Annotated in this window: 15 protein-coding genes; 3 read left to right on the top strand and 12 right to left on the bottom strand. The window is 49.1% G+C overall.

Features of this window, described 5'->3' with window-relative positions:
- Window positions 1–53: 53 nt before the first annotated feature.
- From TH61_RS09010 to TH61_RS08960, 11 genes are all read right to left on the bottom strand, one after another.
- The gene (locus TH61_RS09010; RefSeq protein WP_066512722.1) at window positions 54–899 is read right to left on the bottom strand and encodes a geranylgeranylglycerol-phosphate geranylgeranyltransferase; all 846 of its coding nucleotides are present in this window, start codon (window positions 897–899) and stop codon (window positions 54–56) included.
- A 116-nt stretch (window positions 900–1,015) separates the two neighbouring features.
- On the bottom strand, window positions 1,016–1,210 hold the full coding sequence (locus TH61_RS09005) for a cold-shock protein (RefSeq protein ID WP_066508428.1): 195 nt from the start codon (window positions 1,208–1,210) through the stop codon (window positions 1,016–1,018).
- A gap of 114 nt (window positions 1,211–1,324) precedes the next feature.
- Complete coding sequence (locus TH61_RS09000) at window positions 1,325–1,819, bottom strand: HAD family hydrolase (protein WP_066508426.1); 495 nt, start codon at window positions 1,817–1,819, stop codon at window positions 1,325–1,327.
- A gap of 21 nt (window positions 1,820–1,840) precedes the next feature.
- A complete protein-coding gene (gene iscX / locus TH61_RS08995) occupies window positions 1,841–2,080 on the bottom strand; it encodes a Fe-S cluster assembly protein IscX (RefSeq protein ID WP_066508422.1) in 240 nt (79 codons plus the stop codon).
- Between the two features lie 147 nt (window positions 2,081–2,227).
- Window positions 2,228–2,557, bottom strand: coding sequence for a 2Fe-2S iron-sulfur cluster-binding protein (locus TH61_RS08990; protein ID WP_066508421.1), 330 nt, complete (start codon window positions 2,555–2,557; stop codon window positions 2,228–2,230).
- 92 nt (window positions 2,558–2,649) lie between these two features.
- Complete coding sequence (locus tag TH61_RS08985; protein ID WP_066508416.1) at window positions 2,650–3,507, bottom strand: Rossmann-like and DUF2520 domain-containing protein; 858 nt, start codon at window positions 3,505–3,507, stop codon at window positions 2,650–2,652.
- A 109-nt stretch (window positions 3,508–3,616) separates the two neighbouring features.
- Entirely contained in the window at window positions 3,617–6,229 is a 2,613-nt protein-coding gene (gene ccsA, locus TH61_RS08980) for a cytochrome c biogenesis protein CcsA (RefSeq protein ID WP_066508415.1), read from the bottom strand.
- Between the two features lie 144 nt (window positions 6,230–6,373).
- Window positions 6,374–6,805, bottom strand: coding sequence for a cytochrome c maturation protein CcmE (locus TH61_RS08975; protein ID WP_066508413.1), 432 nt, complete (start codon window positions 6,803–6,805; stop codon window positions 6,374–6,376).
- 144 nt (window positions 6,806–6,949) lie between these two features.
- The gene (locus tag TH61_RS08970) at window positions 6,950–7,210 is read right to left on the bottom strand and encodes a CcmD family protein (RefSeq protein WP_082780347.1); all 261 of its coding nucleotides are present in this window, start codon (window positions 7,208–7,210) and stop codon (window positions 6,950–6,952) included.
- Window positions 7,197–7,862, bottom strand: coding sequence for a cytochrome c biogenesis protein CcsA (ccsA, locus tag TH61_RS08965; RefSeq protein WP_066508412.1), 666 nt, complete (start codon window positions 7,860–7,862; stop codon window positions 7,197–7,199). The genes TH61_RS08970 and ccsA (TH61_RS08965) overlap by 14 nt, the downstream gene beginning before the upstream one ends.
- Window positions 7,863–7,883: 21 nt before the next feature.
- Entirely contained in the window at window positions 7,884–8,525 is a 642-nt protein-coding gene (locus TH61_RS08960; RefSeq protein WP_066512718.1) for a heme exporter protein CcmB, read from the bottom strand.
- Window positions 8,526–8,821: 296 nt separating this feature from the next.
- Here TH61_RS08960 and TH61_RS08955 point away from each other — a divergent pair, with 296 nt between their 5' ends.
- Both TH61_RS08955 and TH61_RS08950 read left to right on the top strand, forming a co-directional pair.
- Window positions 8,822–11,638: a TonB-dependent receptor gene (locus TH61_RS08955; RefSeq protein ID WP_071887820.1), complete on the top strand. Its 2,817-nt coding sequence runs from the start codon at window positions 8,822–8,824 to the stop codon at window positions 11,636–11,638.
- 46 nt (window positions 11,639–11,684) lie between these two features.
- A complete protein-coding gene (locus tag TH61_RS08950) occupies window positions 11,685–13,016 on the top strand; it encodes a hypothetical protein (protein ID WP_066508410.1) in 1,332 nt (443 codons plus the stop codon).
- Between the two features lie 417 nt (window positions 13,017–13,433).
- Here the strand turns inward: TH61_RS08950 and TH61_RS08945 are convergent, their stop codons facing one another.
- Window positions 13,434–14,426, bottom strand: a complete 993-nt coding sequence (locus tag TH61_RS08945) for a MoxR family ATPase (RefSeq protein WP_066508408.1) — start codon at window positions 14,424–14,426, stop codon at window positions 13,434–13,436.
- 701 nt (window positions 14,427–15,127) lie between these two features.
- Between TH61_RS08945 and TH61_RS08940 the strand changes: the two genes are divergently transcribed.
- Window positions 15,128–21,472: a T9SS type A sorting domain-containing protein gene (locus TH61_RS08940; RefSeq protein ID WP_066508406.1), complete on the top strand. Its 6,345-nt coding sequence runs from the start codon at window positions 15,128–15,130 to the stop codon at window positions 21,470–21,472.
- Window positions 21,473–21,549 lie beyond the last annotated feature (77 nt).

The following is a 21,549-nucleotide window of genomic DNA, read 5'->3' as shown; positions in this document are numbered from 1 at the left end:
TACGCAGTTTGCCTTCGTTTTTGGCCTGTTTTCCGGAAATCAGGTCAAAAACGCTAGTGCCACACCAGCATGGACAAAATGCCCGTCACCATGATGCCTTTGCAGAGCCAGCTCAACTGGGCAAAGTCGCGCTTGCGGTCAGCGTAGAATAGTTGCCGAAATAGCACCAAAGACGGCAGCACCACGCCAATGAACAGGTACACCACCAACAGCTTGGACTCCCACTCATGCGCTATCACAAAGCCCGTGAACGCCCAGAAGCAAAGTAGTAGAAAGTACAACACCCACTTGGTTTTGGGCAGACCCAGGACAATGGGCAAGGTCTCGCATCTAAAGGAGGCATCACCCTGCACGTCTTCCATGTCTTTGACAATCTCCCTGATCAAGGTCATCAAAAACGCGAAGATGCCGTAGGCCCAGGCCGCCAGCGACGGTTGTCCCGCCTGCAAGGGCACCACCAGCACCATGGCTGCCGCCAGCAAGGCTACCGTTATATTACCCACCAGCATACGCTTCTTCAACTGCGCCGAATAGCCCCACAACAGCAGTCCCGTGCCCAGGTACACCAAGCCGATGCGCCAGCCCAACAATGTCCCCAAAACCACACTGACCAACGACAGGTACAGGTGCAACATCATGGCTTTGCGGCGGGTGAGGCCTTTGCCTACTATGATGCGCTCAGGCTTGTTGATGCGATCTATCTTGAGGTCATAGTAATCATTGATGATGTAGCCAGATGCCCCAATGCAGAACGTGGCCAACAACAGAATGCCAAACGGCCAGGTGAAGGACTTAGCCAGACTACGCTCCGGAAACACCAGACACAGGCGCACCAGTACCTGCGTGAGTAGCATGATGACCAGATTAGGAAACCGAATAAGGGACAGGAGACTCTTCACAGCGCAGATAAACCCAGATAGGCGGGCAAGGTACGGCAAAGGGGCCACAAATGAAAAAAGCCCCTAGACCAGGGGCTTTTAGAAGAGTTCACAAAATGGGTATGCGAAAGCGGTAATTAGAGTTTCTTCACGTTTACCGCGTTAATGCCTTTTTTACCTTCTTTGGTGTCGAATTCCACTTTGTCATGCTGTTGGATTTGGATTCCGTTGAGGCCTGTCACGTGTACGAAGAAATCCTCATTGGTGCCTTCTTCGGTGATAAAGCCGTAGCCTTTAGACTCGTTGAAGAATTTTACCGTTCCTGTTTTCATAAGAAATTAAAAATTGAAAGAATGAATGATATTGTAAATATATGATTTCTTTCAAAAAAGCCAACTTTCTTTACAATAATTTGAAAACCAAGCACGTTAGTGGAAAAAATCCCTCTACCAGCGCTTCTGTAGCTTCATCACCATCTCAATCAATTCTCTAGCAGCGCCTTTTCCTCCTTCGGCGGCGGCCACGTACTGGCTTATGTCACAGATGTCAATGGCCGCGTCTGCCGGGCACGCCGAAATCCCACAGTATTCCATAACTTCCAGGTCTGGCATGTCATCTCCCATGAACACCACCGTCTCTGGCTCAATGCCATAGTAGTAGAGGTAGTTCTGGCAGGTGTCCAGCTTGTTCTCCACGCCCAGGTAAATGTCCTTGATGTCCAGTTGCTCCAGACGCTTGCGCACGCCAGGCTCGTTGCGGCCAGAGATAATGGCCACTCTATAACCCTTCTTAAGCGCATGCTTAATGGCATACCCGTCTTTGATGTTGAAAGACCGCGCCTGCTCTCCCGTAGAAAAGCACATGAGCGTGCCGTCCGTGAGAACGCCGTCTACGTCAAAAATGAAGGTGGAAATGTTCCGGAAGTCTGGAAGCGCTTGCATGGCAAATCTGGCTACAACAGTCTATTGATTGTCTCTCCACTCATACACCCAGGCGGCCTGAATCTGCTCCAGGTGGCCCTCGTTGGCCTGTTCGCGGGTGCCTTCAAAGTTAGGCAGCGTTAAAATCCACTCCAGCAAGTCCGTGAACCGGATGCGGTAGATTTTGCTTTCACCAAACTCATCGCCAAACTTCTCATAAAGCGCCATGGCAATGTCTTCATGGTCGGCCCAGTTGATAGGCGGTTCATATGATTTATTCATAATTTCTAATGATTAATAGTAATGATTAATGACCAGTGACTAATGATTAATAAGAAATGAAATAATCAGAAATGTTAAAAACAGCAATACTCATGATGTGTCTTCATCTGATATTATTCATTGGTCATTAATCACTATTCATTAAAACTAGTGTCCAAGGAAATCTTGCTTGGGGATGGTGACTACCAGGTCCTGGCCGCCTTGCACCACGCACTGGCAGGCCAGTCTGGAGTTAAGGCGCGGGTTCACGGCGCGGTCAATGAAGTCTTCTTCCTTGTCGGTGATTTCGGGGAGGTCATCCATCCCGCTTTCAATGTAGACATGGCAAGTACTGCACCCACAGACGCCTCCACAATTGTGCTGTAGTTGTACGCCGTTGTTAAGGGCTACATCCAGCACAGACTCTCCTTCGGCTCCCAGATGAGTTTCATCTGGTTTCCCGTCTTCGAACTTATAAGTAATATTGACGACTTTCATTCTGGGGCAATGTTCATTAAGGGTGCAAAGGTAGGCAACCTGCGGCCCCTATCAAAACCAGACGAGTTTTGTCTTCGGTATCAGAAAGGCAATCAGTCGTTTTTGGCCTGTTTTCCGGAAATCAGGCCATTTTCGGAGGCGGTGGTTTGAATGCTTCGGGTAAGGGTCTGGTACACCTGCTGGTACTGCGGATTGCCGGCCAACAATTGCAGATGCGCCTGAATGGTATTCTTGTCATTGCGTTGCGCCGGTCCGGTCTGCACCATGAACGGCGGAAACTGCCTGGCCTTCTCCAGTGTCTCCTGCATGAGCGGCTCCAGCAAATGCGTAGGCAATTGCGCCTTCTGCAACAATTCCTGCGCTATGCCCCACAAGTGGTTGGTGAAGTTACACGCGAAGACGGCGGCCACGTGCAATTTCTTGCGCGCCTCTCCCTGCAGGATTACAACCTGATTGCTTAACAGTTTGCCCAGTTCCTTTAAAATTCTCTCGTCTTCTGGTCTTTCCGCTTCTACACAAATGGGAATTGTCTGCCAATCCACGGCCTTTTCTTTGCTGAATGTCTGCAAGGGATAGAAGACGCCTCTCCTTACTCCAGAAATAGACGAAAGCACCTGCAAAGGCTGAGCCCCCGAGGTATGCACCACCAAGACATTGGCTGGAAAAACCGCTTCTCTCGCCAACTGATCCAAAGCCTGGTCTGGAATGGAAAGCAGATAGATATCCGCCAGCGGCGCTACGGTAAAATCAACATTGGTGATGGCTTGACTTTGGACTTGTTGCGCCAACTCTTGCGCATGCCTTTCTGTGCGACTGTACACCCAAACTACCTCTACGCCCGCCGCTTTCAACCCAGTAGCTAAGTGCGTGCTTACGTTGCCTGCGCCTATGATGGCTACTTTGGTCAATTGGCTAGAAGAACTTGAAAGCGGATTAGAGTCTGGTTGCATGGCGGAAAATAGCCTCTTTTTCTGAAAACTCGGCAAAAACAGGATTTGTAAATAGAAAGAGGGAGAACAGTTGCCTGCTCTCCCTCTTGCATAATTTTATAAAAACCGCTTAGGCTATCTGCTTTTCACGAGTGGTGATGGCCTTTTTACCAACTGCTGTTTTGCCACCTTTGGTTTTGCCATCATTGTAGTGACGCACAATGGCCATGATAAACCCGATCGTCATGATGATGGTACCAATCCAGAGAATGCTTATGAACGGCTTCTCCATAGCCTTCAAGATGATATAGTCCTTCTGTGTGGTATTCACACCGATGGTAATTTTACCCTTCTCTGGGTTGATGCTCAACAAGAACAGACGCATGCCTAGGTCTTCAATCTCTTCTGGCACCTGTCCTACCTGGCTCTTGTTTCTAATAGCGTAGATTGGGTGCGCGTGGTACGTACGGCGTTCGCCCATCACCTGCATGTCTGCCTGCACGGCAATGTCGCCCGGCTTCAACTGCAACAGCAAGGTGTCTTTGGCTGGCTCAATACCGTTCAACACGGCCACGTAGTCGTTCACGAAGATGGTGTCGCCAATCTTCACTTCAAACTCCTTCAGTTCGCCCCACTCCTTCTCCTCATTGGGGTCTGGAATGGTAGAGACGTGGGTGTACAAGTCTTTGCCCGGCATCATCTTGATGTCTGGCGAGGCCAGCAAGCCCATCTCTGGGTTCACCTGAGCCCGTGGGTACAGCGTAAAGACTTCGCCTGACTCGCGGTGCTTGTATTCTACCTGGTAATAGGTATTCTCTGGAGACACCAGATCCACGGTATCACCGGCGTTGTAAATCACCTTGTCGCCGTCTTTCAAAGGACCGCGGGCTACGGCTTTGTACTCATCGGCCAGCCTGAAGAGCATCTGCTTGTTCACATGCTCTGGGATGTTATCTACCTCCAGGTACTGGCCTTTGTAGGTTACTTTGTAAGGCCCCATGTCATTGGCATCATTGCGCCACAGCAGGACGTTGTCGCGGTTAATGTCATCGCCAAACTCACGAGCGTACACCATTCCAGACATGTTCTTAGAGATGATGTTAGAATAGCCCGCCGAGAATAATATACCCAACAGCATCAGGGCTACCCCAATGTGCGCCACCGCGCCACCGGCAATAGCTACTCTAGACTTGAGCAGTACAAACAACACACGCAGGTTACTGAAGAAGGCATACAAACCGGCAATCAAGACCACAATGTACACGGGGTTGTTGATTTTCTCCGCGATGCCCATGTCTCCCCGCTTACTCAAAAGCAGGATAAGCGCCGTGAACAAGGCCGTGAAGATGAACGGCACCGCAAACACGTCAGAGATTTTCTCGCCTAGGTTCTGCTTGCGCCACCATAATAGTTGCCCCGTGCCAGACAGGAGCGCGATGCCCACGCCCATCCATAACTGGAACTTGGTGTAGTGCGCAATCTGGTCTGCAGGTAAGGCCGCGTTGGTTTTCACGCCAATGAAGCCCATGAAAGAATTGTACACCGGGATAGACGTGGTCACCAATACCTGGAACGCGCCCAAGCAAAGGACCGCAGCCCCAATGAATACCCAGAATTCGCCATTATAAGTGGCAATCTCTTTCTCAGTAGCAGGAATGAACTTCCAGCGGTAAATCAATAAGGCGATAGACAGCACCAGGAACGCCGCCAAATAGGTAAACAACTGCCCTGACAAGCCTAAGTCAGTAAAGGAGTGCACGGAGGCGTTCCCCAAGATACCACTACGCGTTAAGAAGGTAGCGTACAGGATTAGCAGGAAGGACGTGATAAACAAAATGAAGGTAGCGCGCAAAGCAGTTCTGCTCTTGCGGTAGGCAATCAAGGTATGGATAGCCCCTACTAGTACTAACCACGGAATGTAGACGGCATTTTCTACCGGATCCCAGTTCCAATACCCGCCAAAGTTCAAGGTCTCATAGGCCCAGTAGGCACCCATCATGATCCCAAGACCCAAGATACCCGCGGCAAATAAAGCCCAAGGCAAGGCAGGTTTAGTCCAGGAAGAGAATTCCTTCTTCCAGAGACCGGCAATGGCGAAGGCAAACGGCACCAAGGTAGCGGCAAAGCCCAGGAACAAGACCGGCGGGTGAATCACCATCCAGTAGTTCTGCAACAATGGGTTTAGACCAGTACCGTCTTTAGGTACAAAATTAGGGTCCATCTGGAACACCGGAGCATCCGTCATGAAGTCCCGCATTAAGATAAACGGTGAGCTGCCTAGTTTAAAGTCGCCAATGACCACGCCCAGAATCATGGACGTCAAGAAAATCTGCACGAAGGAGAAAACGGCCATCACCGGGCTTTCCCACTTCTTAGAATATTTGATTAGAATAAGACCCAAGACCGCATGCCAGAAAATCCAGAGAAGGAACGAGCCTTCCTGACCTTCCCAGAAGCAGGAAATCATGTAATGCACCGGCAGGTGGTTGCTGGAGTGGCTCCAGGCGTAATGGTACTCGTAGCGGTGCGCGTAGATGATGTTGAACAGGGCGAAGATAATCCCCACCACGGCCAAAGAGTGCACGAAGAAAGCACCTCGGGCCAGCTTGCGCCAGGATTCTTGATCAGCCTCTAGGCTATTCAGCCGGGAAGCGAAGAAGTAAGCAAAAGAAGACACCAATGCGGCCACAAACGCGACAATCACACTGATATGCCCAACATCACCAATAAGAGTGTTAACCATGATGGTTAGTTAAGAATTAAAAGTTAAGAGTTAAAAGTCTATTGAGACTAACATCACCCTTCCCTATCACTAAATTATAATCTTCAAATTTGAGAGCTAAGCCTGAGTGAAATCCACTCTTAACTTTTAACTCTCAACTTTTAACTAAAGTCTGGCGGTTTTGCCTTCAGCCTTAACTTCGTTTTCTGTGTATTTAGAAGGACACTTCAAGAGAATCTTGTCGGCCACAAAGGTCTTGCCCTGCATGTTACCGGTGATGACCACCTGCTCAGAACGGTCAAAGTCCTGCGGTTTAGGATTGTAATACACCACTTGCTGCTCTACCCGATTGGTATCTACCAGCACGAAGGAGAAGTAGTTGGGGTCAATCATAGGATCATACTGCATGCCTACAATGTGGCCTTTGGCGTCTTTCTTCAGGCGTCCTACCACGTGCACTTTGGTGTCATCACCGTCTTGAGCGCGGGCCTGGGCCTCAGAGAAAGGCACGTACACGCTGGCGTCTGATGCTGTGGACATGATGATGGTGATGGCCGCAGCGATAATCAAGATTCCGAAAATGTGTATTCTTTTCATGGTTGCAAGAGCTTGAGCGGGGTTTTCCGCTTACCTAACACTACTTACTATAAATTAAATCCGCAGGGGCGGCACTTTTAAAACAGCCCTAAAAAAAGGTTGCCTTTTTTGGCCTCTTTTTACAAAAACAGGCCAAAAACGATTTTATTGCCTTAGCTCGCGCTCTAGCTTGGTTACTTTTCTATCCAGAGAAATCAAGTAGATAAGCAATCCTAACAGGATGGTCACCAACACGGCCACCACAATGTAAATCTTGCCGTCCTGACGCATCACATCGGCCATTTCGGGCCCGGAAGCGGCGGCGGTAGTAGTGGTAGTTTCGGCTTGGTTTTGCGCCAAGGCTGGCGTTGCTGAGGCGGCTACCCAAAAGAAGAGTAGCATCAAGGTCCATTTATATAGTTTCATATATGCGTTGCTTCAAAAGTTCAAGACGGGCTTTTACGGTCACCATCCAAATACCTAACAGGGTCCAACCTAACACAGCCGGGTAAAACACTAACCTTAACCGAGCGTCTAGGTCATAAGAGTTAAAGCCAGGGTTTCCGCCGTTGCCGGGGTGTAAAGAATCTGTGAGTCTTGGAAGGATGAAAAGCAAAGGAATCAAGGCCGCAAAGGCAAAGATGTTGTACACCGCGCCAATTCTAGCCCGTTGCTGATAATCTTGGAAAGATCCGCGCAGAATCAAGTAGGCGAAGTAAATCAAAAGACCAATGGCCGAGGCGTTCTGCTTCGGGTCATTGCTCCAGAACTCGCCCCAGGTGAAGCGCGCCCATTCCATGCCGGTCACAATACCCAGCACGCCAAACAGAATGCCCACCTTAGCCGCTTCTACCGCCATCACATCATTCTTAAGCGACGGCGTGCGCAGATACTTTATGGAATAGACCACTGAAATAAGCAGAATCAGGATCATCCCGAACCACATAGGCACGTGAAAGAACAGGTTGCGGATGGTCTCATTCAAGATGGCCAATCTGGGCACCTCAGAGAGCATCCCTCCCACCACGGTAAACAGGAGCAAGGCTATGGTCAGCCATTTCCACCAGGATAGTTTCATTCTTCTAGTTTAAACCGTTGCTTAACTGCGCCACAAATACGGGAACAGGATGTAAGAAACAGTGACAACAATCATATTTATCGCCAGAACGGTCAGGGCCTCATCCAAACTCAAGGAGCGGTCCAGCCCGTCAATGGCGTTCTTAGACATTCTAATCAACATGAGCAGCATGGGCACCATCACCGGAAAACTGAGCACCGCCATCAAAGTACCCGTGTTAGAGGCCTTGGCCGCAATGCCCGAAATCATGGTCAGCGACGTGGCAAACCCCACCGCGCCCAGCACAATGGCCGCCAGAAACATGGTGATGTCCTGCACTGGGTTGCCAATCACCACGGCATAGAAGACAAAGCACAAGAGCGCCAGCACCAGCATCAAGGCCGTGTTATACAGAATCTTGGCCAGAATCACGCCTTGCGGACTCACAATGCTATAATAATAGAGCAGGCGTCCCCTACTCTCCTGGGCAAAGCCCTTGGCAATGGCATTGACTGCGGTGAACAGCAGAATGACCCAATACAGGGCATTCCAAACCGGCACCTGCAAGCCTCCAAACTGCAAACTGAAACTGAGGTAGCAAATGAATACCGTACTGCCCACGTACAGGAGCATGCCGTTGAACGCATACTTCTGTCGCCATTCCAGCACAAAATCCTTTTGCATCAAGTAGATAACCTCTTTCAGGAGCACGCTTTTCTTCTTTGGCGCAAAGGTACAACACAAAACCATGGCACAAGATGATTTCTATCATTAATCACAGCGGGACGAGTCCGTTTTTCGGTTACTTTCGGGAAATCAGGCCAAAAACGGATTTCGTTTCCAAATTCATCTATACCTCACCCATCGCTTAACAGTCCCATAACATTCTACCCTTGCTTTTAACAATAGCATAATTTGGCCTTAATCTTCAGGTAAAGGGCTCTCTCTAGTTTTGCATCGAGACTAATCATCAAGATGCTATGAGAACTTTTCTACTCACCCTCCTCCTTATCAACACCGCTTGGATGGCCTACGGGCAACAAGGCACCCTCACCGGAAAAGTAAAAGACGGCAAGACCGGCGAAGCCCTGATTGGCGCCGTGGTTTCCGTGACGGGTTCCAGCATGGCCACGCCCACTGACTATGAAGGCAATTTCACCCTCCCCTTAAAACCCGGCACTTATAGCATCACCGCCACCTATGTTTCGTACACGCCTTTCACGCAGGGCAACGTCACCATCACGGCCGGCCAGACTGCTTCTCTCAACCTCAATCTAACTGAAGACTCCAAAAGCCTGCAAGAAGTAACGGTAGTAGCCGAGCGCCAGACCAACACCGACATCTCCCTTATCAAAGACTTAAAGCAGAGTGAAGTAGTGGTGAGCGGCATGTCCAGTGAGCAGATTGTGAAGGCCCAGGACCGGGACGCCGCCGAGGCCGTGAAGAGAATCCCAGGAGTCACCATCCAAGACAACCGCTTTATTATAGTAAGAGGCTTGAGCGAGCGCTACAATTCTGTTTTGCTAAACAATGCGCTTACACCCAGCTCTGAAGTGGACGTAAGAGCCTTTTCCTTTGATGTACTGCCCACCAGCGTCATAGACAGGATTCTGGTCTATAAGTCGCCGGCCCCCGAATTACCCGGTGATTTTGCTGGTGGGGCTATCAAAGTCAGCACCAAGAACACCGTGAGCGAGAACAGCACCAGCTTCAACTTCGCGACGTCTTTTAGACAGGGCACCACCTTCCAGGATTTCTACACAGACAAAGCCAGCAACTTAGATATGTGGGGCTTGGGCAGCAAAGACAGAAGCCTGCCTAGTGGCCTACCGTCTACCAATAGATTCCAGGCCTTGGACTATGCCACCAAAGCGCAGTACGGTCAGCAATTGGGTTTACGGAATGTCTGGACGCCAACCAAAACAACGGCCACGCCAGACCTGCGCTTTAACCTAGGCTTGAACAGGGTGATGGATTTAGCGGATTTTAGGTTGTCTAGCATATCTGCTTTAACCTATTCAAATTCACGTTTGCATCAGAACATCTCGCGCTGGGATTACCAAGAGGCCAGAGACAGTGAGGCCGTGGAGACCAATTGGGCTTATCAAGATGATGTTTCCAGCAACACGGTGCGCCTGGGGGCTTTGCAGAACTTCTCGCTTAGGCTCAATGAAAACAACAAAATTGAGTTCAGGAACCTGTTCAACCAGATTGGCATCAATGAGGCCACCGTGCGCGAAGGACTGAACATGGAAACGGGTACCACGCAAGAGGAACGAAACTATGCCCTACGCTATGAAACCCGCACTATCTATACCGGTCAGTTGCAAGGAACGCACACCACAGACAATCAACTCAACACCTACACCTGGACCACGGGCTTCAACTTCTTGAACCGCCAGGAGCCAGACTTGAGAAGGGTAAGAACGCAACGCGATGCCGGTTCTGAAGGCCCATACAAAGTGCAGATTTCTACCAACTCCACGCCCTATGACGCCGGCCGGTTCTACTCTAACTTGGATGAGACCGCATTCATCGCCGAAGGTCAGTTCCAGCATCTGTTCCAAGCCACCGACTCTGCAGACCTGGAGACAGCACCTAAGTTTAAAGCTGGATTTTATTTAGAGCGCAAGGACCGTGGCTTTACCGCCCGCACCTTAACCTACAAGCGGAACACCGGCATCAATGGCGAACGTACCGAGGATGCCATCTTGAACTTGCCTTTAGACCAAATCTTCGCGCCTGAGAACCTCAATACCTCTACCGGGCTTCTTTTTGACGAGAGCACCTCCATTGCCGATAGATACGACGCCTCCAACACGCTAGGTGCTGGGTATGTGGCCTTGTCCAAGAGGTTTTTTGAGAGGGTAAATTTCTACGGGGGAGTTCGCGCTGAATACAACATACGTGAGGTAAAAACGGCAGACCAGGCTGGTCCCTCTAATGTAGACCAACGCAAGCTGTATATTCTGCCTTCCCTCAACACCGCCTACAATTTCAGCCTTCGGTCATTGGTGCGCCTGGCCTATGGCATGACGGTGAACAGACCGGAGTTTAGAGAGCAGGCCCGCTTCAGCTTCTATGACTTCAATGAAAACGCCTCGGTGCGCGGGAATCCTAATTTAAAAACCGCCACGGTTCATAACCTTGACATGCGCTATGAGTTCTACCCTACTCCCAATGAGTTGCTGTCAGTGGGTGTCTTTTACAAGCATTTCATTGACCCTATTGAAACCCGCATAGAAACCGGCGCCGGCCGTAACCTCACCTTCTCTAACGGAGACTTTGCCAACAGCCTAGGCGTAGAGGTGGAAGCTCGAAAATCCTTCCAGGAGCTGTCCTCCAATAGCTTCATCCAGGGTCACTCACTGGTGTTGAACGCCTCTGTGATTCACAGCGAAGTCAACCTAGGCGATATGGCCACGCAGGCCGAGCGCAAACGCCCGCTCATGGGGCAGTCGCCTTACATCGTCAACACCGGTTTGTACTACCAGAACGACGAGACCGGCTGGCAGTACTCGCTCCTCTATAATGTATTGGGCGAACGCGTTTACCGCGTGGGCAATGATGAGAACCCCTCCATCTATGAGATGCCCCGTCACGTGCTGGACTTCACGTTGACCAAAAACTTCAGAAGCGGACTACAGCTGAAAGCAGGCGTGCAGGACCTACTTAACCAGAAATTCAAGTTTGTGGAGGACACAGACCAGGACGGAAAGGTGGAGAGCACCGACCTGACTTCCAGAAGTTATACCCGGGGCATGTATAGCACCATCGGCTTAGGCTACACTTTCTAATCTATATAAAACCACTTACCAACCCTATTTACTTAAAACCAGAATTATGAAAGACGCCAAAAAATTAGGACTACTCTTCTATTTGTTGCTAGTAGTCACGTTCACTGCCTGCACTGAGGATGATGATGATTCGCCGTTGGTAGTTACCAAAGGACAGGGCGTATTGCAAGGCACTATCACCGCCAACAGAACCCTGGACGCTGACACGGTTTACACCCTCAAGGGCTTTGTATATGTAGACAACAACGCCACTTTGACCATTGAGGCCGGCACCTTGATTAAAGGAGAGAAATCATCACAGGGTACCTTGATTGTAAAAAGAGGCGCCAAAATTATGGCACAAGGCACCACAGAAAAACCCATTGTGTTCACCTCTAATCAACCCAAAGGCCAACGCGCTCCTGGCGACTGGGGCGGAGTGGTTATCTTGGGTAAAGCCAAGCAGAACCAAACCTCTGAGCCTGTAGTAGAAGGCGGTCCGGATGCGTACTACGGGGGCACCAATGATGCGGACAACTCGGGTGTTTTCAGCTATGTGCGCATTGAGTTTGCGGGTTATCCGCTACAGCCCAACAAAGAACTGAACGGCTTGACCATGGGCGCCGTAGGCTCTGGCACGAAGATAGACCACGTGCAGGTTTCATTTGGCGGGGACGATGCCTTTGAGTGGTTCGGGGGCACCGTGAATGCCTCGCACTTGGTGGCCTACAAAAACACCGATGACATGTTTGACACCGACTTCGGGTACAGCGGACGTGTGCAGTTTGCCTTGGGCGTAAGTGACCCTAACCTATGGGACGTGGCCTCTGGCGGTGCTTCCAACGGTTTTGAGTCTGACAATGACGGTTCTGGCTCAACCTTGACGCCTTTGACTACTGGCATTTTCTCTAACGTGACCATCATAGGACCAGGCGCCAACTTGCCAACAGGTGCTCAGTTTGGCCAAGGCGCGCACCTAAAGAAGGGCACCAGCCTGTCCATTAGAAATTCTATCATCTCAGGATTTAACAAAGGCATAACCTTAGACGGAGGTTTAGTGGAAGGCTATGCGCAGAACAACAGCATCAAAATAATGAACAACATAGTAGCGGGCGCCGGTTCTAATACAGCCGTGAACAAAGCCTCTTCTTCTACGTCTGCCTTCAACGCCAGTGACTGGTTCTCCGCTTCATCTTACAACAACGGTATTAAGACTACCGCTGAACTTGGATTGAGCACTTCCGCTCCTTACATGCCTAACACGGGCTCAATGGCTTTAACCGGAGCCTCCTTCACTGGCTTGACCGGCTTTGAGAACGTGACACATCTAGGCGCTTTCGGGACCACTAACTGGACCACCGGCTGGACGAACTGGGACCCTCAGAACACAGACTACTAAACCTTATTGAAAATACGACGGTGTCTCTGAAGGGTGAGATACAAGGAGACACCGCCACTTGCCCCATGAAGTAGTCTCTCATGCGGCAGGGGCCTGCCATTACTGGCAGGCTTTTTTATTTCCCGTGCCCTACATAAACTTGCGGTCGTTTTTGGACTGTTTTACTGAAAATATGCCAAAAACGACCGTATTCGCTAAGTTGATTTGATGCCATCCAGCTTGAATCAGCATCTTTAATAGGCAACCTTGAAGGTTTTCCTTCCTAAGCAAAGGCACCTATAAGCAGGCCACTCTACAGATGTAGTCATGAGAGAAACAAGTTGGATAGGCGCTAAAAGCTGAAGCCGTTTTTGGCCTACTTTCTGGAAAGTAGGCCAAAAACGGCTTCAGTGTATTTGATAGACTTGAGCTTCTCTTTTAACTGATAGGCACTTTCCGCAGGATAGACTCCACGAAGTCCTTGGTCTGTACATTGTCTGCCTCTGCTTCATAGTTTAGGATGATGCGGTGGCTTAGCACGTCTGAGGCAATCTCCTTGATATCTTCTGGCAACACGTAATCGCGTTCATCAAAGAAGGCGGTGGCTTTTGCAGCCAGGTTCAAGGCAATACTGGCCCTTGGCGAAACCCCAAACTGCAGGTACTGCGCGAAGTCGTTCAAATCATAATCAGCGGGGCGCCTTGAGGCGAAGACCAACTCAATAATATAGCGCTCAAGCGTCTCAGAAATCTGCACCTGGTTAATGGCGTTCCGGATGTCAAAGATGTCCTGTTTGGTTAAGATGGTGTTGACCGTACTGCTGTACGACAGGTTGGACATCCGGCGCATCACTTCCAGTTCATCTGCCTTGGTCAGATAGTCTACATAGACCTTCATCATAAAGCGGTCCACCTGCGCTTCGGGCAACGGATAAGTTCCTTCTTGCTCTACCGGATTTTGGGTGGCCAGCACCAGGAAGGGCAAGTCCAGGCGATAGGTTTTATCCCCGATGGTCACCTGCTTCTCCTGCATGGCCTCTAGCAAAGCGGACTGCACCTTGGCGGGCGAGCGGTTCACCTCATCCGCTAAAATCAAATTCGCGAAGATGGGTCCTTTCTTTACTTCAAAGGCTGACGAGCTTTGGTTGTAGATCATGGTGCCAATCAAGTCAGAGGGCAGCAAGTCTGGCGTGAACTGAATACGGGAGAAGTTGAGGTGCAAGACCTTGGCCAGCGTATTGATGGTTAGCGTCTTAGCCAGACCTGGCACTCCTTCCAGTAGAATGTGGCCATTGGTAAACAAGCCAATGAGTAGGCGGTTGACCATGTACTGCTGGCCCACCACTACTTTGCCCACTTCCCTGAACACCTGCTTTATCTTAAGCTGGTGCTCCCGAATCCGTTCCTGAAATAAGAGTTCGTCCGTCTGCATACTTCTTTTACTTGCTAAAACGCAAGATACCTAATTCTATTGGTTCAATGGCACTTGGTCCAGTAAAGCTTATACACCGAGTACGACAGGGCCTCAACCTAATCTTATTTGCTTATCTCAATTAAGGAGACCAGAAGCAAGATTCTACCATAATGAGTATTGAAAAGTCTCTTAATGATGGGCCTGGAATCTATACTTAACTGAAGGCCATCTGGCAACCTTTGGTAGAAGCTCTTTTCCGCTTAAAGATTATAGCAATATTGTTTCACCTACCAGATGACCCAAATCCTTTCTATATATCATAGACAAAATCGATAATCAGTCAATGCAATCATACAATCCATATTCACATATGACTATTTAAATAAATTTTATTTTATAACAAGTAAAGAAGAACCTTATAAAGCACACTCTCCAAACATTCAATATTAGTCAAACACCTCATATGCTCTATTTTAAGCGTTTATCCACCGTTTAAATACGGATATTCATTGCGGTTTTATTCATCGTGAGAATCTGTTCATTCATCGAATTGATTTTAAGCGACCGGAACTTTATAGTCAATTTTGGACTGTCTTAATAAAAATAGCACAAGCCCCGAAACCTTAGATATATAAAAATTACAATACTAAGGAATTAATCTTGCCTATAAGGATTGATTTTAAGACAAAAAGCTTAGAGAAAACTAGAAGATAAAACGCATGAAACACCCCGTACTCCTAGCCCTAATTGTTTTGTTCCTGCTCCCACTCACCATGCACGGTGAAGGATCCAAACAACTAACACCTAACCTGTCTACGGCAGCATTAACAGATCCCAACAATGACAAAGCTGGTTATTTGGCCCATGATGCCAACTTTCCTAGTGCTAGTGGGGTGTCTATCACATCGCTTAGTTTCTTGAAGCCTTCTGGATTTAGCCGCAACGGTGCTACCTTTTCGTCAGATCATAGATTATTGATTAGGGTGAAAAGCGGTGAGCGCTTGTTTTACGGTGTGCGTAGAGCAATTCATGACCAAGCAGGAACCGCCAATCAAGATGACTTGATCATCACCATTAGAAGAGCAGCCAGCAGCACAGACCAAGTGGGTGTTATTGTCCAACGTACTACGTTGACCAACAATACAAACTCTACCAATGACATGTTGTTGAATGCTCAAAATGGGGTAATTGGCACTGCAGCTCAAGTGAATGTAGGACCCAAACACACCACTAATGGAAGAGCCTACAACACTACCGGCTATGACCCTCTTGGGTTTTTGAATGATACAGGTGCTGATCAGGATTACTGGGTAGAATTTGAGCAAGTAGGGGAAGCCAACATGGCGGATGGTCAAAGATTCTCTGTTTATGATCTTTGGGATTTTACGGTAATAGATGCCGCTGGCGCTGAAAAGCCTGGCCGCATGCGCAGCAAACTCTGGTCATTCTCTGCCGGCGGAACCACTAATGTTTTCTCTAAGAACTTTAACATGTTCCCGCTTATTCCAAGTGAGGATCAAGCAAATGCCTATTTCGTGAAGAAGGTTGAGTTGGCCGGCATTGCCCCTCAGAACTTTTTCAGGTTTGTGACCAACAAATATGGCTCTACCACGGCTGCAGGTTCTTCAAATGCAGACAGAAGAAAAAGTCAACTGACCCAAACAGATTACCCAGAGTTATTCAACTTTGTAAACAACCCAGATGTGTCCATCTGGCCCTCTGCCACAGCCCCAACCTTTACCGTAGGCGTTGCCTCTGTATGTAACACTGCTACCAACGGCGGAAAATCAATCTTCAGCTTAAACACGACAGAGAGCAGTACCTTCATTGTCTTAATTAACTTAAACGGAGTGGCCGGCTACCAACCTGGTTCTTCTGACGTGTTGCTGGAATCTACTGGTTCCAAAGGAGCCCGCACGGTTGAATGGAACGGTTTGAACGGCCTTGGCCAAGCCGTAGCCAAAGGTACAAGTTTGGACTACTTTTTCAGGAACAACAGTGCTCCTATCCATTTCCCGGTTTGGGATGCCGAAGCCAACGTAGGCGGCTTTAGAGTAGAAGATGTGCGTCCTGTTGCGGGCTCAAACTACAATGGTCTTTTATTCTGGGACGACTCCAACTTACCTACCACCACCTTTCCTTCGCCGCAAACTGAGTTATATGGTGTTGTATCTACAACGGGAGCACACGCCTGGGGCTCAGCTTCTACTACGGCTGGTGATTTGAAAACCGTTAATACCTGGACGTATGGCTACACTGGTTCTTCTACGCAAACAGCTGCTTTCAATTATGATTGTAGCGCAGATGTAGCCGTTACCAATGTAGCTTCTGCGGGCACTTACATAATGGGCCAACCCTTTACATATACCGTCACTGTCACCAACAACGGCCCTATCCCTGCCACCAACATACAAGTAACAGATAAGCTGGATGCCAGCAAATTAACGTTTGTCAGCTCTTCAGACGCTACTAACTATAATTCAGGCACAGGCATCTGGACGGTGGGCACGTTGGCGGTGGGCGCTTCTAAAACGCTTACCATCACGGCACAACCATTGGTGACAGGCTCTATTGCCGCCACAGCCACGCAGACACATACAGAAGCAGACAACGTTACTAACAATAACAGCGCCACAGCCACAATTGCCGTACAGCCTGCGGCCGACATTGAGGTGAAAAACGTCAGTGACAAATCCACTTACAACAACGGGGATTTGGTGACTTACACCATAACGGCTCGCAATATTGGCCCTAACGCAGCCACCGGAGTTTCTATCACTGACAAACTACCAGCTGGATTAACGCTAGAAGGCACTATCCCATCTGCCTATAATGCTTCTACCGGAGTTTGGACAGTTGGCGCCTTAGCCATCAACGAAACAAAGACCCTTACGCTCACAGCCCGAATCTCTACGTTAGAGTCTAAGACGACTACTGCCAGTCTTGATAACCGTGCAGGCTTTGAGATAGATTCCAACAGCGGAAATAACAGCGCCTCTAACACCATCACTGTAGCACCAGTGGCAGATGTTGCCGTTACCAGCTCTGTGTCCAATACCAACCCTGGCCAAAACGAGATTGTTACATTCACCGTCAAAGCAACCAACAACGGCCCTAACAGTGCTACAAATGTTGTATTAGCCAACGCAATCCCGGCAGGCATGGAGATTACCGGATCTAGCGCCAGCTTGGGAAGCTTTGATAAGAATACAGGCACTTGGACGGTAGGTAGCATTGCTGCAGGTGCTAGCCAGACGCTAACGGTGTTTGCTAAAGCAGCCAACACTGGTACCTACACCCTGCAAAGCACTCAATCGCATACGGAGTATGATGCTCAAGCAAGCAACAATACTGCTTCTTCTAGCTTTACCGCAAAACCAACGGCAGATTTAGGGGTGACCAATACCGTGTCTCCCGCTGCCGGCACTACCTATGCCACCAATGACGTTGTGACCTTTACGGTGGGCGTGAAGAACAATGGCCCAAGTACTGCTACCAATGTTGTGGTAACAGATAAGCTGCCAGCATCCTTGACATTTATCAGCTCAACCAGCACAAGTTACGATGCCACAACTGGCCTTTGGACAGTGGGCACCTTGGCCAGCGGCGCATCTACCACTTTCCAGATCACGGCCAGAATCAATCAGAGTGCTGTTATTACTACTACGGCCACCCAGACGCATACAGAACAAGACATTGTATTAGGAAACAACAGCGCCTCAACAAGTATCCAGTCTGGCTCTGGCGTAATTACGGCTGACATTGCGGTGGCTACCTCGGCGCCCAAAACTGAGTATTATACAGGAGATGTAGTGCCATTCAGGGTATTAGTAACCAACACCGGTCCAGATGCGGCCACTAACATCACCATTGGCGCGGCACTCCCTGCCGGAATGACCCTTACTGGATCTGATCCCAGAGTGGGAACGTATGCCAACGGCGTATGGAACATCCCTTCATTGGCAGCGGGCGCCTCCACTCAGTTATTCTTAACAGGCACCCCAACAGTTGACACCGGCGTGACAGGTGACAAAACCTACAATTTTACCGCCACCCGCACAGGCACAGCTGAGCAGGTAGATGACAACACTACCAATAACACGTCTACTACTCCTATAGTGGTACACAAGTCTACGGATGTGGCCACTTCTATCACCATTACCAGCAATGACCCGACTGGCAAGTTCTATCATAATATTACAGAGGCTACTTTCCGCATCATAGTAACCAATAATGGGCCAGATGTTGTCACTGGATTACAAGGGCAGGATACGCGCACGGGAGCTATCAATTTTACGGGATTGTTCCCTCCTACCGGTACTTCTTACGACACCTCAACCGGCATTTGGAACATTGGCACTTTGCAAGTAGGCGAATCCAAAACTTTAGTCATCACCGGCATTCCTAACCAAACAGGTCAGTTAAACCTAGGCGGCGGCGTAAGCAAACTTGGCCAAACGGACAACAACCCAGAAAACAACACCGCGGTTGCCTTGGTGAACATTTTACCAGTGGCCGAGTTGGCTGTAACCAATACTGTCGCCTCTGCTACCTTCTATAATGGCCAGGAAAGCACCTTCACGGTAAAGGTTCAAAACAACGGGCCAGATGCAGCCTCTGGAGTGGTGATTGAAGACAAACTCCCAGCCGGACTTACATTGGTGAGCGCGAAGCCTTCATTAGGAACCTATGACGCAGCCACGGGTCTTTGGACACTAGGTTCAGACATTCTGCCGGGCGCTGCCAATGCCCAGACGCTGGTCTTAACTGTAAAACCACAAAGCGCCGGTAGCTACAGCACCACTGCTTCTGTGAACGCTTCAAGCAACTACGATAATATCACGGCAAACAATAGTGCTACCGCTACCATTCAGGGATCAGCTTCAGCTGACATCATGATTAGCAGCAACATTGTAAGCGGACCTTATTATGTAGGGGGCAAATATGTGGTGAATGTGACGGCAACCAACTTAGGACCTAACACGGCTACCAATGTCATCATTGGCGCAGAGTTAGCCACCGGTTTAACACTGGTAGCTGGCAGCGGCGTACCAAGTGAAGGAACGTCCATCAATCCGGCCACCCAAGCCTGGACTATTCCTAGCCTGCCAGTGAATGGCACTGCCACTCTTACCTTGCAAGTAGAGCCTACCACCATAGGCATTTTGAACAACACTGTTTACAAGGCTTACTCTGCTGAATATGATCCTTCCGGTGGAAACACCAAAGATGGCAACAACTCTTCTGTAGTGTATTTAAGTGTTACAGACCGTGAGGCCACTGCCCAAGTTCTACTGGATAACAAACACATGTTCAACTTAAAAACAGGTGACCGTGTGGCACTAGTAACAGACCCAGATGGCGCTATTACCAACGCAACCATTGCAAGCGGATCTTTACCTGCCGGCATGCGCCTCACCAACAATGGTGAACTAGAGGTAGACTATAGATTCAATGTAGTACCAGGCACTTACTTGTTTGATGTAGCCACAACAGATGCCTTTGGTGGCATGAGCACTACCAGTATCACCTACTCTATTTCAGGAGACTGGGACAAAGACGGCGTACTGGATGTAAATGACTTAGACGACAACAATGACGGCGTACTGGCAGACCCAATAGACGCAGGCTACAATCCAATGGACATTGTCAATGGAACCTATAGATTCTTAGACAAAACCTTTGTACACGCTACCTACGGTGCCTTCAGAGACGTGAACAATGATGACATCAATGATGTGTTTGATTGGGACTTGGATGGCTTGATTAGAGGGTATGACATTGACAAAGACGGCGACGGCATTCCAAACGCGGTAGAAGCCAATGGCGGTAAAATTCCGGCGGCCTCAACGGGCTACAACCCAGAGTTGGGTTACTTTACAGGACCGGTAAGTGCTAATGGCATGCCAATTGCTGCTCAGACCTCTAACAACAGCGGAGTGTCTAATTTAGCCAACCCAGACTCAGATGGAGACGGCTTCTCTGACCAAACCGATGTAGACTCTGACAATGACGGCATCCTAGACAACATTGAAGCCCAGACCACTTTAGGCTTTGCGAACGGCCTAGGAACAGACAGTGATTTTGACGGTCTAAGTGACGGTTTTGACAAAACTACCGGTGGCACCATGATCACGCCAACAGACACTGACAAGGACGGCACTCCAGATTACTTGGATCTAGACAGTGACAATGATGACCTTTCTGACAACATTGAAGCCTTTGACGAAGACCTGGACGGTCTAGCCCTGGAAGAAATGAAGAACAGAGGAAGACTCTTTGAAGCGTCTACCGGCAAAGGCTACTATGTAGTAGGAGCAGATGATTCTGCACCGTGGTTGAACATGCAAAACAACAAACCGTTGTACCTAATCAAAGAAAGCATCTACTACCATGACACGGACTTTGACGGCTTGGTAGATTTGTTTGACACGGATAACAGCGGCCGTAGCGCTACCTTGCAAACCTATAATGAAGGAGAATACGCCTACAGAACCAACTCGCCTATCAATCCATTGCCAGTAACCCTGGTGAGCTTTGAAGGACACGTAGTAACCAAAGGCGTGCAATTAAACTGGTCAACGGCCACTGAGAAGAATAACGCGAAATTTGTGGTGGAGCGCAGCAGCAATGGCAAGACCTTCCAAGCAACAGGTGAAGTGAAAGGCGCTGGCAACAGCAGCTTACTCCTCAACTACAGCTTCTTAGATGCTACTAGCCCAGTGGGCACTGTCTACTACCGCTTAAAGCAAGTGGATCTTGACGGCTCATCTGAAAACAGCAAAGTGATTGCGGTGAAAATCAAAACCGAGGCCACGTCCACTACCAAGTTGAACGCTTACCCTAACCCAACTACTAGCGTTGTCAACTTAGACTTGAGCAGCCTTTCTAACACTAAGGTCACTATCATGGTTTACAGCTTAGACGGACGCCTGGTACAAACCAGCCAAGTACAAGGCGGTGGCACCCAAAAGGTTGACCTGTCCAACTTGGCAGTGGGCACCTACTTACTAAAAATAAGCACTCCTGAGGTAACTGTCATTGAAAGGGTAGTAAAACAGTAAACATTCAGATACTCTTAAAACAGAAGAGGCGCTCACGTGAGCGCCTCTTCTGTTTTATATACGTTTGAAGAATTGAT

Source organism: Rufibacter sp. DG15C, assembly GCF_001577755.1.
GTDB lineage: Bacteria > Bacteroidota > Bacteroidia > Cytophagales > Hymenobacteraceae > Nibribacter.
This window is presented reverse-complemented; position numbering and strand designations above follow the sequence as displayed.

Excerpts from the sequence above, each read along its gene's own strand:
- TH61_RS09005 (WP_066508428.1), bottom strand. The coding sequence starts at position 1,210 with ATGAAAACAGGAACGGTAAAATTCTTCAACGAGTCTAAAGGCTACGGC.
- TH61_RS09000 (WP_066508426.1), bottom strand. The coding sequence starts at position 1,819 with ATGCAAGCGCTTCCAGACTTCCGGAACATTTCCACCTTCATTTTTGAC.
- iscX (WP_066508422.1), bottom strand. The coding sequence starts at position 2,080 with ATGAATAAATCATATGAACCGCCTATCAACTGGGCCGACCATGAAGAC.
- TH61_RS08990 (WP_066508421.1), bottom strand. The coding sequence starts at position 2,557 with ATGAAAGTCGTCAATATTACTTATAAGTTCGAAGACGGGAAACCAGAT.
- TH61_RS08985 (WP_066508416.1), bottom strand. The coding sequence starts at position 3,507 with ATGCAACCAGACTCTAATCCGCTTTCAAGTTCTTCTAGCCAATTGACC.
- ccsA (WP_066508415.1), bottom strand. The coding sequence starts at position 6,229 with ATGGTTAACACTCTTATTGGTGATGTTGGGCATATCAGTGTGATTGTC.
- TH61_RS08975 (WP_066508413.1), bottom strand. The coding sequence starts at position 6,805 with ATGAAAAGAATACACATTTTCGGAATCTTGATTATCGCTGCGGCCATC.
- TH61_RS08970 (WP_082780347.1), bottom strand. The coding sequence starts at position 7,210 with ATGAAACTATATAAATGGACCTTGATGCTACTCTTCTTTTGGGTAGCC.
- ccsA (WP_066508412.1), bottom strand. The coding sequence starts at position 7,862 with ATGAAACTATCCTGGTGGAAATGGCTGACCATAGCCTTGCTCCTGTTT.
- TH61_RS08960 (WP_066512718.1), bottom strand. The coding sequence starts at position 8,525 with ATGCAAAAGGATTTTGTGCTGGAATGGCGACAGAAGTATGCGTTCAAC.
- TH61_RS08955 (WP_071887820.1), top strand. The coding sequence starts at position 8,822 with ATGAGAACTTTTCTACTCACCCTCCTCCTTATCAACACCGCTTGGATG.
- TH61_RS08950 (WP_066508410.1), top strand. The coding sequence starts at position 11,685 with ATGAAAGACGCCAAAAAATTAGGACTACTCTTCTATTTGTTGCTAGTA.
- TH61_RS08945 (WP_066508408.1), bottom strand. The coding sequence starts at position 14,426 with ATGCAGACGGACGAACTCTTATTTCAGGAACGGATTCGGGAGCACCAG.
- TH61_RS08940 (WP_066508406.1), top strand. The coding sequence starts at position 15,128 with ATGAAACACCCCGTACTCCTAGCCCTAATTGTTTTGTTCCTGCTCCCA.